This window comes from Pseudarthrobacter kochi, from assembly GCF_055412805.1.
Window position 1 is genome coordinate 1 of sequence record NZ_JBVAYV010000057.1, and the last position, 14,025, is coordinate 14,025.

Sequence of the window (14,025 nt, forward strand, 5' to 3'; positions counted from 1 at the left end):
ACCGAGCCGATCACCGGCGCCGGCACCGACGGGCGCCCCCGCACGGAGGGGAAGAGATCCTCCATCATCGAATCCGGGAACAACCGTCCCCGGTGTTCGGCCAGGAACGCGCAAACGCTGTCCGGGACCAACAACTCCCCGGCCAGCGCCTCCACATCCAAATACCCGCGTCGCGCGTCCTCGCGTCCTTGCATAAGACCAGTCTTAATCACCAGCCTCACGAGTCCAGCCGACGCGCCCAGCCCGCGATTATTTCAGCAGTCTCCTAGGGCTGCGCGCGCGTTCTTCTTGCGTTCAGAAAGGTCCTTGCGCGCCCCTAGGGCTTCGTCCAGGCTGACGGCGGTGAACCTCGTGGTCGTGCCGGGGGCGGCGCGGGCCACCAGATCCATGTCGGCGCTGATGACCGTGCCAACCATGGCGTACCCGCCGCCGGAGACGGCATCGCGGTGCAAAATAATGGGTTGGGTGCCGCCGGGAATCTGGATGGACCCGACGGCGTAGCCGGCATCCACAATATTGGAGGGGTCGGAACCGGCCCCGAAAGGTTGCTCGCGTTCTTTCCACTTAACGCCGGGACCGGAGTATCTCAGCCCCATTCGGTCGGCGACTGGGGTCAGCTTCCATTCGCCGTTGAGAAGGTTTTCCAGTCCTTCGTCGGTGAGGAGGTGGTTGTACAGGCCAAGCACAATCCTGACCGTCTGCTGTTTCGCGAACACGGGCCGGAATTCCTCCGGAACGGTCTCGGCGGCGGGAAGAGTTCCGTCATTGAGCGGCTTTCCTACGGGAACCAGGTCACCCGCCTGAAGTTTTCGGCCGTTGAAGCCGCCGATTGCTCCGAGGCTGTAGGTGGACCGGCTGCCAAGCGCCTCGGGAACGTCGATGCCGCCCTGGACTGCGATGTAGTAGCGCGTGCCGCCCTGGATGACTCCGAAGCTGACTTCGTCGCCGGCGTTCAGTTGAAGCCGGGTCCACTCGGGGCGGGATTCGCCGTTGACCTTCACGTCAACCGGGGCGCCGGTGACGGCGATGAGTGCATCCTGATCGGTGGTCAGCACCGGGCCCAGGTACGTGCATTCAAGGACGGCCTCTTTGGCGGTGTTGCCCACCAGGGCATTGCCGAGCTCGGCAGAGTATTGGTCCAGGGAACCGCTCTGCGGGATGCCCACGTTGTAATGGCCCGTGCGTCCCTGGTCCTGGACCGTGGTGGCCAGGCCGGCGGTCTTGATGTCAAACGCCATTGAGGGCCTCCATTAGTTCCTGGTTGTAACCTTCGGGATCCGCCAGCGCCTTGGAAAGATCGAACGTCACAGGTACCTGCCGGTAGCGGAACGTCCCCGCGGAAACCTGCGCCTGGATGTCGTTGTACTCGGCCTCGGTGACCGGCCTAAACTTAACGATGTCTCCCGGACGAAAGAACACCATAAAGTCCTTGAAGTCTTCCAGGGTCTGGGCGGGATCAAAGATCGGCGCGGCAGCAACTCCGAACATCTGGTATCCGCCGGCACCGCGCACGGAATAGATGCAGCCGAAGCAGCCGCCGTGGCCCACAGTCAATTTAGGTGTATCGGTGCGGGGACTCAGATACTTGGGGACTTCCAGTTGTTTCTCCCGCTCCACCAGCTGGAAGAGGAAGGGCAAGCCTGCCACGAAGCCAACCATGGAAACAAGCCACGGCTGTTCATGGTGCCGCTGGATGAATTCGGCGGCATCTTTAAGGTTGTTGACCTTGGCCGCGTAGTCAATGTCGGTACCTTCCGGCTCCTGATGGAACCCTTCGCGGAAGCGCGCTGCCACTTCCGCCGTGAAGGGGTCGTCGTACCAGACCGGGACCTCGATGATCCGGGTTTGGAGCGCCTGCTCCTGATGGTGGCTCAGGTCCCTTTCAATGGTCCGCACGGTGTCCTCAAGGGTCGACGGCGGCAGGACGTCGGGATTAAACCTCACCAGCAGTGAGGCATTGGCAGGACAGACGTCCACGATGCCCGGCAGCTCCATGGCTGAGAGCTTTGCGGCAATTGACATGACCCGAAAGTTGGCAGCCAGGCTCATGGACTCTGAGACTTCGACGAAGAGGAATTCGTCTCCGCCCCAGGTGTAGCGTGCCTCCTGCGCGGCGGTTGCTGGGCTGCTCAATGTGCCTCCAAAAGATTGGCAGTTTCAAGGAATTTCGAGTGGTGGGTCACGGCGGCGAATTCGGGCCGCGCCAGAAGCGTCTTGTGCACCGGGATTGTGGTCTTGACCCCTTCGATGTGTGTTCCGTCCAAGGCTGTCAGCATGGCCGCGATGGCGGCTTCACGGTCGGGTGCGTGGACGATCAGCTTGGCGAGCAGGGAGTCGTAGTACGGGCTCACTACGGATCCTGCTTCCACGCCCGTGTCTACCCTGATGCCTTCGCCGGAGGGCCACTCCATGGCCGTGATGAGGCCCGGGCTGGGAAAGAAGTTGTGCTCCGGGTCTTCGGCGTTGATGCGGCATTCGATGGCGTGCCCGCTGAAGTGGACGTCATCCTGTCGGATGGACATTGCTCCTGTGGAAGCAATTAGGAGCTGTTCCCGGATCAGATCGATGCCGGTGATTTGCTCGGTGATGGGGTGCTCAACCTGTATCCGTGTGTTCATTTCAATGAACGCGGCTTCCTGGTTCAACGGGTCATACAGGAATTCGACCGTTCCGGCCCCGCTGTAGCCGCATTCCCGGGCGAGTTCCACGGAGGACTCCCGGATCCTCCGGCGGACGGCGTCGGGAAGGTCCGGTGCCGGTGCTTCTTCGATGACTTTTTGGGAGCGTCGCTGCATGGAGCAGTCTCGGTCCCCGAGGTGGATGAAGCTGGTTCCGTCGCCGAGGATCTGCACTTCCACGTGGCGGGCATGCTGCACAAATCGTTCCAGGTAAACTGTGGGGTCCCCGAAGACGGATGCCGCCTCCCCGCGGGCCGTCTCGATCGTTTTCAGGAGCTCGTCTTCGCTGTGGACGAATCGGATGCCCCGGCCGCCGCCGCCGGCGGAGGCCTTTACCACCAGCGGGTAGCCGATGTCGCGGGCCACCCCAATGGCGTCGGCCCCGGGGTCCAAGGGTCCGTCCGAGCCGCGGAGTACCGGGACGCCGGCCTTGCGGGCGGATTCTCTGGCCATGGACTTGTTGCCCATCATTTGGATGGCGGCCGCGTCGGGACCCACCCAGGTCAGCCCTGCATCTGCGACCTTTTGGGCGAATGCGGAGTTCTCGGAGAGGAAGCCGTAGCCCGGGTGGACGGCATCGCAGCCGTTGTCCAAGGCCGCGGAGAGGATGGCATCCTGGTTCAGGTAGCTGGCGGGTGCAGGAGCCGGGCCTACTACAACCACGTTGTCGGCGGTGCGGGCTGCAAGGGAATTTGCGTCGGGTTCGCTGGCGACCAGGACTGTTTCGATGCCCATTTCGCGTGCGGTCCGTGCAACTCGGACGGCGATTTCGCCGCGGTTGGCGATGAGCAGTTTCTTCATGGCTTTCCTTCGTGGATGACGACGATGGCGTCGCCCGGGTTGACCATGTCGCCCTCGTTGACGGCGAAAGACTCCAGGATCCCGGCCACATCGGATTGAATTTCGGTGAACTGCTTCATGATTTCGATGATGCCCAGGGTTTGTCCGATCTCGATGGTGTCGCCCTCGCTGGCGAAAGGTGGCTTGCCCGGGCCGGGCTTGCGGTAGAAGATTCCGGGGAGCGGGGAGACGATGGTTGCCATGGTTGCTCGCTTTCAGATGAGTGGATAAGTCGGGTCTAGCCGGGTCTAGCCGAGGACCGCGCGCACGGCCATAGCCACTGCGGTTGAGTTGGGTGCGTCGGAGTGCACGCAGACGCTTCGGAACGGGATGTCGAGTGCGGTGCCGTCCACCGCGAGGACGGGCTGGCCGGCCAGCGCCCGGCTGACGCGCTCGGCAGCAGCGGCGGGGTCGGTGGGAGCCGGGCGGCGCTGGATCAGCAACTCACCGCTTGGACCGTAGTTGAGGTCAACGTAGAGTTCCGGCACGAATGCCACTCCCATGGCCCGGCACACGGTTTCGTGGGCGGTCCCGGCGAGACCGAAGAACGGAACACCGAACTGCAGCGCTGTTCCGGCGGCGGCCTGCATCAATTCGTCGTCACCGGCCAGCATTCCGTAGAGAGCGCCATGGGGTTTGATGTGGTTCAGTTGGAGCCCGTGCTTTCCGAGGAAGGCCGTCAGGGCTCCGGTCTGGTAGAGGATGATCGATTCAACCTCAGCGGGGCTGAGCACCATTCGACGGCGTCCGAAACCCACAACGTCCGGGAGGCCGGGGTGCGCTCCGACGGCTACACCGTGCTCTGCAGCGAGGGCCACGGTCCGGTTCATGACGTCTGGATCGCCAGCGTGGTATCCGCAGGCCACGTTGGCTACGTCGATGATGCGCATGAGTTCTTCGTCGTTGCCGAACTCATGGAGGCCCAGGCCTTCACCCATGTCCGAGTTCAAGAGCACTCGCCCTCGAGGGCGGGCAGAGGTGTCGGGAGTCACAGTGGTTTGCATCTATGCAACCCTACTCAGCATTGCTGGACGCCGGTATTGTGCAATTCGCCGAATCCGATGGCTTCAACTATGGTGATTGCACTGTCCAGCGGGATTCTCCCGCCCTTCCTGGAGGCGTCCGTGAGAATTTCAGACTTGGTTGGCGACGCCGAGCTCAACATCCGTCTTCGTGTGCCGGGCCGCGAGGACCGTCTGAACCGGCCCATCAGTTGGTGCGCACCCACCGAACATATGGATCCCACGCCCTTCCTCAGCGTCAATGCCCTTGTGCTGACTAACGGCATGGGCCTGAACGTCAAGGACTTCAGGACCTGGGACGCCTACGTGGAACGGCTGATCGCGGTGCCGGTCTCCGGACTGGCATTCGGCCTGGGTGCCGCGCACCGCGAGCTGCCGGCCGGCCTGCTCCACGCCTGTGAGGCGCGCGGCCTGCCCCTGCTGCAGCTTCCGCCGGAGGTGCCATTTGTGCTCGTCATGCGGCACGTGGAGCAGATTATTGCCACCGAGCGCTACGCGGAGCTGCGGAAGGGCTGGGAGCTGGCAGACGAATGCACCCGGTTGGCGGCAGACGGACATTCCCTGGCCGAAGTGCTGGAGCGGGTGGCGAACGCCGTCGACGCGAGGGTGGCCGTGATCGATCAGAATGCGTTCGAGCTCGTGTCTGCGGGCGCGGCCCACGGTGGGACCGCGCGGACTACGCTGCGTCTGCCCAGCGGCGATTCCGAGCAATTCCGGCTTGCCATCGAGGGAATCGGGAGCGACATCGTGCTGCAGCCCATTCTTGGCCCCGTCGCTGCAGTCATCGCGATGCAGCTGAGCTACACCCTCGGGTCGCATTCACCCCTCCATTCCCGGGAGGCCGCGCGCTTCATTGACGCTCTCTATGCGGACCGCGGTGAGCCGTTGGCCCCACTGCGGTGCTACGCCCTCGAATCCGGGTTTGATCCTGACGGCTACTGGGGCGCGGTGCTGATCGGCAGTTCCGAAGAAGTAGCTCCCGCCAAGTTGCGTGCCATCGCATGGCGCGCAAGGGTGGGGTTGCAGGCCGGTTTCAGCACGGTTCGGTTCATGGAGGAAGCCGGGCTCACGACTATTCTGTTGCAGCACCGGCACGGGGCGGCCGATCTGCTGGATGACACGAGGGGGTTTTTTACGGACGCTCCGGAATTGTCCGTCGTCGTCTCCGAATCCCTGAGCCTCAGCGAATTGCCGCTGGCGCTTCAGCTTGCCCGCCGTAACGTTGGGCCGGCCGGCGTGCATCAAGCGCCGCTGGCCGATCTCGCCGGCATCGTGCGGGGATTGCCCAGCCCGCGCCTGGTGGCGATGTGTGAGCGGCTGTTGGCCCCGTTGGCCTCCGACGGCGGCAGCGCGTTGCGGGAGACGTTCGACGCTTACCTGCGCCTCAGTGGGAATTCCGCGAAGATCTGCGAGGAGCTCTTCATCCACCGGAACACGCTCAGCTACAGGCTGCGGAAAATCGAGGAGCTCCTCAAACTGGATTTGTCCGACGGCGAAGTACGCGCCACTTGCTTGCTCGCCTTGGGCATCGTCGCGGCATCGCAATGAGGTATCCCGCAGGGCAATCGCGCTCGGGAACTCGGGCTGAGGAACTTCAAGGTGACTATCATCCCGTGTTGCCTCGGGCGCTGCTTTCCCGCACGCACAGGGTTGGTTTCAACCTGATGGATTCGACGTGTTCGCCGTCAAGGACGCGCTGCAGGAGCTGTACCGCCGTCCGCCCGATGTCCAGCATGGGGGAACGGACCGAGGACAGCGGGATCGGAAGCTCCGAGGCCAGGGATGTGTCATTGAAACCCACGACCGCCATGTCATGGCCGACCGTGAGTCCATGGGACCGCAATGATCCCATGGCGCCGATCGCGGCGAAGTCATTGACGGCGAACAGGGCCGTGGGACAGGGATTGCCGTCGGTCAGGATTGTCTCGGCCGCTTCCCTTCCGCCGGCAGTGTCGAACCGGGACCAGACCACGGCTTCCTGGGGAATCTTGCCGCCCAGGGATTGCCATCGGTCGACGAAACCGGCTGTCCGGTCGACGGCGGTGCTGGCGTAGGGCTCACCGGCGATCACGGCTACGTTCCGATGCCCTTTGCTCCACAGATGGTCGGCCACAAGCTGGCCGCCGAGGATGTCGTCGCAGGTGGCGGACGGATAACCGGGTACGCGGCGGTTCATGAGCACGAACGGGACCTTGCGGGCGGTCAGATCCCTCAACAGGGTGCTGTCCAGATGGGCGTCTCCGATGATCAGCCCGTCCACCCGGCGGGCCAGCATCGTGTCCGTTTTCCGGCGTTGTTCCTCCGGGTCGTCCCGGGAGTTCATGACAAACGTGGAATAGCCGAGCTCAGCTGAGGCCTCTTCAATGCCCTCGTACATTATGGCAAGTACGAGGTCCGAAAGCCGGGGCACGATGACACCCAGAAGGTGGGTGCGCCGTGTCCGCAGACCGGCCGCCTGAGGGTCCGGGGAGTAGCCCCGCTTCCGTGCCAGATCACGCACGCGTTCGGCAGTTGCAACGGAGGCCGCCCCCCGCGCCACTTCGGAGCCGGAGTGCAGAATCCTGGACACGGTCGACGGGTGGATGCCAAGCTCGTTCGCGAGATCCTTCAGCGTGACTGTGCGGCCACCGGCCGTGCTGTCTTCCATATGTTCCCCTGCCTCAGCGCAAATACCTCTTCATCACCAAGCGTGCACGTTGACCTGCGGATCCCTGACCTCCGGACCCTTGACGTGCCGCACTTCACATTCTATAGTCAGTTCATCGGGCTACCCAATCGATTGGGTAGCGTTAATGCCGGAACCTGGCGGAGACGAATTTACATTGTGGAAACGCCCGGTCGTTACTGCGGGAAACATGGCCAGGATATTTTTTTATCCATCAACCCAATCGATTGGGTACGCGCCTTGGCAAAAGGTGCAAAGCAAACGGAGTGAAAATGACTGTCACAGAATTGGGCGCTCCCCACGTGGTGCTGCTGTCCACGGGAGGGACAATCTCTTCCCGTGCGTCGGGGACCGCCGGAGCCGCAGTGGCGTCGGACACGGGGGAGCAGGTGTTCGCCAGTATCGGAGTACCGGCGTCGCATCCGGTGCGTGTGGTCGATGTTTTCCGGAAGGGTTCATACCTGCTGACGGTCGATGACATGGTCGTCGTCTGCGCATGGATCAGGCAGGCCCTGGCAGACCCCCAGGTTCTGGGTGTTGTCGTTTCCCACGGTACGGACACGATGGAGGAGACGGCCTACCTTGTCGATCTCGTCCACGATGATCCCCGCCCGGTGGTGTTCACCGGGGCGCAGCAGGCGGCCGACTCCCGGGTGCCGGATGGTCCCGGAAATCTGTCGCGCGCGATCGCCATCGCCGGTTCCCCGCAGGCCCGGGGCAGGGGCGTACTTCTGGCGTTTGCCGGGACCATCTTCCCGGCGGCGGGAGTACGAAAGAGCCACACAACCCGGCTTGATGCGTTCGCTAACCCGGATTTCGGAACCGCAGGCTCGGTGACCGATACCGGCGAAGTCCAGATGCAGCAGGCACCATCCCGGCTAGCACCCCTGCCGTTGCCGGGCGTCGGTGCCGGATCGCCGCGCGTGGACCTGATAGCTGCCTACCCGGGAGCGGACTCAACACTCCTGCGGGCCTCCCTTCAGGCCGGCGCGGCCGGGATTGTGCTCCAGGGGACTGGCACCGGCAACGCCAACCGCGACCTGTGCCTTCAGCTCGCCGATGCTACCGCGGCCGGCGTCGTGGTGGTGACAAGCACGCGGGTGGAAGCCGGCGCCGTCGTTCCCCGCTACGGCGACGGCGGCGGTGCCGATCTGCGCGCGGCCGGTGCCATACCTTCCGGGCTGCTCAGGCCATCCCAGTCGCTGATCCTGCTGAGCCTTTTGCTCAGGCTGGATACCCCCGCGGCCCGAATTGCGGACACCTTCGCCCGCCGGGGCATGCTTCCTGACTAGTTCCACCCCGAAACCAACCCGCAACAACCAAACCTCAACAACAAGCGCAGTGAAAGGTTGATCTCATGACTAAGGACATCCAAGTCGCGTTCGGCGTCGACGTGGACGCCGTAGCCGGAATGCTCGGCTCCTACGGGGGCGAGGACTCCCCGTGCGATATCTCCCGTGGCCTGTTCAGCGGCGAGGTCGGCGGCCCCCGCCTTATCCGCCTTTTCGAGAAGTACGGCCTTCCCGCCACGTGGTTCGTGCCCGGCCACTCCATCGAGACCTTCCCGGACCTGACCCGGATGATCGTGGACGCGGGGCACGAAATCGGCGTGCACGGATACTCGCACGAAAACCCCATCGCCATGACCCGAGAGCAGGAGACCGCCATCCTGGACCGGTCGATCGAACTCATCGAAAAGGTCTCCGGCCGCCGCCCCACAGGCTACGTCGCACCCTGGTGGGAATTCTCCCCGGTCACCAACGAGATCCTCCTGGAACGCGGGATCAAGTACGACCACTCCCTGATGCACCGCGATTTTGAGCCCTATTACGTGCGTGTCGGGGACAGCTGGAAGAAGATCGATTACACCAAGGCCGCGGAGACCTGGATGGAGCCGCTCGTCCGGGGTAAGGAGACCGACCTCGTCGAGATCCCGGCCAACTGGTACCTGGACGATCTTCCTCCCATGATGTTCATCAAGGCGGCCCCGAACTCCCACGGCTTCGTCAGCCCCAGGGACATTGAACAAATGTGGCGCGACCAGTTCGACTGGGTCTACCGGGAAATGGATCAGGCCGTCTTCACCATGACAATCCACCCGGATGTCTCGGGCCGCCCCCAGGTCCTGCTCATGCTCGAACGCCTCATCGAACACATCAACTCCCACGAGGGCGTCAGCTGGCTCACGTTTGACCAGATCGCCGATTCCTTCCTCACCCGCAGCCCCCGAAAGGAAAACCAGTAATGACCATCCAGCAGCCCGACGTCGACCTGACGACACCCGCACCCAACGAGAAACGCCGCTTCCCGGTATTCTCCAAGCGCCACACGACCACCGCCACCGTGCTGGCCCTGCTTGCCTGGACCGTAGCCGTGTTCGACTACGGACTTTTCGGCACGCTCCTGCCGGCCATGCAGGAAGAGTTTGGCTGGACCGAGACCGAAGCTTACGCAATCAACACCTGGATCGCCGTCGGTACCGCGATCGTCTGCTTCGGCATCGGCCCCATCATTGACCGGCTCGGCCGCCGCAAGGGCATGATGACCACCATCGGCGGCACCGCGATTGTCTCCGGTCTGACAGCCCTGATCCCGACCGGAATCCCGTTCCTCAGCAACGGCCTGGTCGTGCTGGTGCGTTCCTTTGGCGGGCTCGGATTCTCGGAGCAGGCCGTCAACGCGACATACATGAACGAGGTCTACCAGGTCACCGAAGTCGCCGATAAGCGCAAGCGCCCCGGCTTCCACTACTCCTTCATCCAGGGCGGCTGGCCGCTGGGCTTCCTGCTCGCCAGCGCCCTCGCCCTCGCCTTCCTCCCCTCCCTGGGCTGGCGTGCCCTTTATCTCATGGCGACTGTTCCGGCGGCGATCATCGTCTGGGTCATTGCCAAGAAGCTCAAGGAAACCCCTCAGTTTGAGCTGCACCATAAGCTGACTGAACTTGAGAAGAGCGGCAAGACCGAGGAGGCCCACTCCCTGGCCCGCGCTTACGGCGTCGAACACTCCTCCGCGGCCCCGCTCAAGCGCATCTGGGAACCGCAGCTGCGCCGGAATACGATCGTCTTCTCGCTGGCCTGGATCTTCAACTTCTTCGGCATCATGATCTTCAGCATCCTCGGCAGCTCAGTCCTGAAAAACGCCAAGGGTGTCGAACTCTCCGATGCTTTCTGGATGCTGATCGTCATCAACATGCTGGCCTACTTCGGCTACGTTTTCCACGGCTGGCTCGGTGACAAGATCGGCCGCAAGCGGACCATCATCGGCGGCTGGATTCTCTCCGGCATCTCCTTCTCCATCATGCTCAGCCCCTTCGCCACGGACCCCTTCATGATCATCGTCACCTACGGAGCCGGACTGTTCTTCCTGGTCGGACCGTACGCCGCAATCCAGTACTTCATGGCCGAGTGCTACCCCGTTAGCTGCCGTGCCACCGGAACCGCCTTCATCGGCGCAATGAGCCAGCCCGGCATCATTCTCGGCGGTGCACTGTTCACGGCAGCGGCAGCCAGCGCGGGAACCGGCACTGCAGCCCTGTGGGTCGGCGCGGCCGGAACGCTGTTCTCCGGCCTCCTGATGATCGCCGCCAAGCCGCCGGTAGAGGCCCTGCTCGAGGACCACCCTCACGAAGTATCACCATGAGGCCGCTGACGAAGGTGGTCGTGATCACCGGAGCGGCCAGCGGCATTGGACGGGCACTCGCGGTCCACTACGCCCAACGCGGCGTGCACTCGGTCATCGGCACCTTTCCCGGCGACCCGCACGACCCGGAAGAAACCCTCCGTTTGGTGAACGACGCAGGCGGCCAGGGAGTCGTCCACGAGGTGGATGTTCGCAGCACCCCGTCCGTCGATGCATTCGCCGAACGCGCCCTGACGGAGTACGGCCGTCTGGACTACGCGGTGGCCAACGCAGGAATCCTGCGCAACTCGCCCCTGGGCGAGATGACGGATGAGCGCTGGGACGACATGCTCGACGTCGACCTCACCGGGGTCATGCGGACACTGCGGGCCGGGTCCGTGCGGATGACCGATGGCGGAGCGATGGTTGCCGTGTCCTCCATTGCCGGCGGTGTCTACGGGTGGGAGGAACATGCCCATTACGCGGCCGCGAAGGCCGGCGTGCTCGGGTTGATCCGCAGCGTAGCCGCAGAGCTGGGACCGCGAGGCATCCGCGCCAACGCCGTGATTCCCGGACTCATCGAGACGCCCCAGTCCCTGGACTCTGTGAACTCGCTCGGGCCCGAGGGCCTGCAGCGTGCCGGGCTGGAGATCCCCTGGGGCCGGGTCGGACGTCCTCAGGAGGTCGCCAGCGTGATCGGCTTCCTGACCTCCGATGACGCCGCCTATGTCACGGGCCAATCCCTGATAGTCGACGGCGGCCTCACCATCAAGATGCGCGCCTGAAAACGCCTGGAAGGACAAGAATGAACATCCCTGACGCCTCCCGAAATACGGCGGGTCGCGCTGTAGTGGTTACAGGCGGAGCCAGCGGCATCGGCAAGGCCATCGCCGAAGCCTTCACCGCCAACGGCGACAGAGTGGCCGTCCTCGACCGATCCGGCGCGGCGGGAACCATCGCCGTCGACGTCTCAGACGAAGCCAGCGTGCGGACCGCCTTCGCCGCCGCCCGAGCGCAGCTCGGGAGCATAGATATTCTCGTGAACAGCGCAGGACTGCTGACCGAATCACCGCTGGAGGACATGACCCTGGCCATGTGGAACGAGACGATTGCCGTCGACCTGACGGGCGTCTTCCTCTGCTGTCGGGAGGTGGTGGGACAGATGCGGCGGCAGAAGTGGGGCCGCATCATCAACATTGCCTCCCAGCTGGCCATCAAGGGCGGCACCGGGCTCAGCCATTACAGTGCCGCCAAGGCCGGGGTGGTAGGACTGACCAAGGCTCTGGCCCTGGAAACTGCAGGGGACAACGTGCTGGTCAACAGTATCGCCCCCGGACCCATTGAAACGCCCTTGGTTGACGGCATTTCAGAGGACTGGAAGGCGGCGAAACGTGCCGGACTGCCGCTGCTGCGCTTCGGTCTTCCGACCGAAGTCGCGCCTACGGCGCTGCTTCTTGCCAGCGATCCGGGAGGCAACCTGTATGTCGGCCAGACGCTGGGGCCAAATTCCGGCGACGTCATGCCCTAGAAAGGGACATTCACATGTGCGGTGCCTGTGGAAGAACGACTGTACCGGACCCGGTACTTGGACCAGTACGGACCGCCCGGCAGCACTTGATCGTGGCCCAGACCGTGAACGCGATAAGCAAGGGGCAGCCTGGAGTACCAACCGTCACGGCCCTATCCGACGGTTGGCTGCTTTCGGCCCCCACAGGGTCAAAACGGGTATGCCGTACCGTCGAAGAGGTGTGGGCCGCCGTCATTGGGGTCTTCATGGACCCATCTTTCCTGAGCTGTCTACTCAGGCACCAGCAGGCCTATGCAGATGACCCGAACAACGAAGGCCTGCCGGCGCGCACCGCCCGAGTGGGCAGCGGACTTGGTCAAGTCCATTTGCGTGGTGTAACGCGGTTGTCGCGTGATTCTTGATTTTGGTTAGGCGCTGAGGGCCAGTTCGGGGTTGGTGTCCTCCTGTTCTGCAGTGGCTGCGGTGGCGCCGACGGTCTGTGATTGTTGGATGAGGTCCAAGCCGAGGTAGCGGCGGGATTCGATCCATTCATCATGTTGTTCGGCCAGGACGGCTCCGACGAGCCGGATCAGCGCGGCGCGGTCGGGGAAGATCCCGACGACGTCGGTGCGGCGGCGGATTTCCCGGTTGAGGCGTTCCTGCGGGTTGTTGGACCAGACCTGGCGCCAGAGGCTTTTGGGGAAGGGCGTGAACGCGAGGATGTCCTCCCGGGCGGCTTCGAGGTGGTCCGCGACGCGGGGCAGCTTCTCGGCGAGGGCGTCGAGGACCCGGTCGAACTGTGCGTGCACGCCGGCGGCGTCGGGCTGGTCGTAGACCGAGTGCAGGAGGGTTTTCACCCACGGCCAGGACGCTTTCGGGGTGGCGGCCATGAGGTTCGCCGCGTAGTGGGTGCGGCAGCGCTGCCAGGCGGCCCCGGGCAGGGTCGCTCCGATCGCGGCGACCAGCCCGGCGTGCGCGTCGGCGGTCACCAGCTTCACCCCGGTCAGGCCGCGGGCGGTCAGGTCCCGGAAGAAGCCCAGCCAGCCGGCCCCGTCCTCGGACGAGGTGGCCTGGATCCCCAGGACTTCCCGGTGCCCGTCGGCGTTGACGCCGGTGGCGACCATGGCGTGGACGTTGACCACGCGCCCGCCTTCACGGACCTTCAGGACCAGGGCGTCGGCGGCGACGAACGTGTACGGGCCCGCGTCCAGGGGCCGGGTGCGGAACGCCTCGACCTGGGCGTCGAGGTCGGCGGCCATGACCGAGACCTGGGACTTCGATATCCGGGTGATGCCCAGGGTTTCGACGAGTTTTTCCATCCGCCGGGTGGAGACCCCGAGCAGGTAGCAGGTCGCGACCACGGTCGTCAGTGCGGCCTCGGCCCGGCGGCGGCGCTCCAGCAGCCAGTCCGGGAAATACGTGCCTTGCCGGACCTTGGGGATGGCGACGTCCAGGGTACCGGTGCGGGTGTCGAAGTCCCGGTGCCGGTACCCGTTGCGGGAATTGGCGCGGGCCTCGGAACGGGCACCGTATTCGGCGCCGCAGACCGCGTCGGTCTCGGCGCTCATCAGCGCATTGATGAAGGTGGTCAGCATGGATCGCATCAGATCCGGGGAGGCCTGCTCGAGCTGTTCTGACAGAAACCGGGCAGGATCGATAACATGGGGTGCGGTCATCGCGTGAGCTCTCTTTCGA

Annotated in this window: 13 protein-coding genes and 1 pseudogene; 6 read left to right on the forward strand and 8 right to left on the reverse strand. The window is 64.1% G+C overall.

Annotated features, from left to right (window positions below):
• The 6 genes and pseudogenes from ACZY0Y_RS18045 to pxpA all read right to left on the reverse strand — a co-directional run.
• A pseudogene (locus ACZY0Y_RS18045) lies at positions 1-194 on the reverse strand (IS5/IS1182 family transposase); the annotation flags it as partial.
• Positions 195-254: 60 nt separating this feature from the next.
• A complete protein-coding gene (locus tag ACZY0Y_RS18050; RefSeq protein ID WP_463959577.1) occupies positions 255-1,238 on the reverse strand; it encodes a 5-oxoprolinase subunit C family protein in 984 nt (327 codons plus the stop codon).
• Positions 1,228-2,133 carry a 5-oxoprolinase subunit B family protein gene (locus ACZY0Y_RS18055; protein WP_463959578.1) on the reverse strand — a complete coding sequence of 302 codons (906 nt, stop codon included), beginning with the start codon at positions 2,131-2,133 and terminating at the stop codon, positions 1,228-1,230. Before ACZY0Y_RS18055 ends, ACZY0Y_RS18050 begins: the two co-directional genes overlap by 11 nt.
• Positions 2,130-3,479 (reverse strand): acetyl-CoA carboxylase biotin carboxylase subunit, encoded by a 1,350-nt coding sequence (locus ACZY0Y_RS18060; protein ID WP_463959580.1) that lies wholly within the window; start codon positions 3,477-3,479, stop codon positions 2,130-2,132. The genes ACZY0Y_RS18055 and ACZY0Y_RS18060 overlap by 4 nt, the downstream gene beginning before the upstream one ends.
• Entirely contained in the window at positions 3,476-3,721 is a 246-nt protein-coding gene (locus tag ACZY0Y_RS18065; RefSeq protein WP_463959581.1) for an acetyl-CoA carboxylase, read from the reverse strand. Before ACZY0Y_RS18065 ends, ACZY0Y_RS18060 begins: the two co-directional genes overlap by 4 nt.
• Before the next feature lie 45 nt (positions 3,722-3,766).
• The gene (gene pxpA, locus ACZY0Y_RS18070) at positions 3,767-4,522 is read right to left on the reverse strand and encodes a 5-oxoprolinase subunit PxpA (RefSeq protein ID WP_463959583.1); all 756 of its coding nucleotides are present in this window, start codon (positions 4,520-4,522) and stop codon (positions 3,767-3,769) included.
• A gap of 135 nt (positions 4,523-4,657) precedes the next feature.
• Between pxpA and ACZY0Y_RS18075 the strand changes: the two genes are divergently transcribed.
• Entirely contained in the window at positions 4,658-6,088 is a 1,431-nt protein-coding gene (locus tag ACZY0Y_RS18075) for a PucR family transcriptional regulator (RefSeq protein ID WP_463959585.1), read from the forward strand.
• Positions 6,089-6,146: 58 nt separating this feature from the next.
• On the opposite strand, the gene ACZY0Y_RS18080 is transcribed toward ACZY0Y_RS18075, so the two are convergent.
• Entirely contained in the window at positions 6,147-7,187 is a 1,041-nt protein-coding gene (locus tag ACZY0Y_RS18080) for a LacI family DNA-binding transcriptional regulator (protein ID WP_463959587.1), read from the reverse strand.
• A 290-nt stretch (positions 7,188-7,477) separates the two neighbouring features.
• Here ACZY0Y_RS18080 and ACZY0Y_RS18085 point away from each other — a divergent pair, with 290 nt between their 5' ends.
• The 5 genes from ACZY0Y_RS18085 to ACZY0Y_RS18105 all read left to right on the forward strand — a co-directional run bounded on the left by ACZY0Y_RS18085 (position 7,478) and on the right by ACZY0Y_RS18105 (position 12,351).
• Positions 7,478-8,497, forward strand: coding sequence for an asparaginase (locus ACZY0Y_RS18085; protein WP_463959589.1), 1,020 nt, complete (start codon positions 7,478-7,480; stop codon positions 8,495-8,497).
• A 65-nt stretch (positions 8,498-8,562) separates the two neighbouring features.
• On the forward strand, positions 8,563-9,450 hold the full coding sequence (locus ACZY0Y_RS18090) for a polysaccharide deacetylase family protein (protein WP_463959591.1): 888 nt from the start codon (positions 8,563-8,565) through the stop codon (positions 9,448-9,450).
• Entirely contained in the window at positions 9,450-10,844 is a 1,395-nt protein-coding gene (locus ACZY0Y_RS18095) for an MFS transporter (RefSeq protein ID WP_463959592.1), read from the forward strand. Before ACZY0Y_RS18090 ends, ACZY0Y_RS18095 begins: the two co-directional genes overlap by 1 nt.
• On the forward strand, positions 10,841-11,608 hold the full coding sequence (locus tag ACZY0Y_RS18100; RefSeq protein ID WP_463959594.1) for an SDR family NAD(P)-dependent oxidoreductase: 768 nt from the start codon (positions 10,841-10,843) through the stop codon (positions 11,606-11,608). Before ACZY0Y_RS18095 ends, ACZY0Y_RS18100 begins: the two co-directional genes overlap by 4 nt.
• A gap of 20 nt (positions 11,609-11,628) precedes the next feature.
• Entirely contained in the window at positions 11,629-12,351 is a 723-nt protein-coding gene (locus tag ACZY0Y_RS18105; protein WP_463959595.1) for an SDR family NAD(P)-dependent oxidoreductase, read from the forward strand.
• A 407-nt stretch (positions 12,352-12,758) separates the two neighbouring features.
• On the opposite strand, the gene ACZY0Y_RS18110 is transcribed toward ACZY0Y_RS18105, so the two are convergent.
• Complete coding sequence (locus ACZY0Y_RS18110; RefSeq protein ID WP_463959597.1) at positions 12,759-14,006, reverse strand: IS256 family transposase; 1,248 nt, start codon at positions 14,004-14,006, stop codon at positions 12,759-12,761.
• Positions 14,007-14,025 lie beyond the last annotated feature (19 nt).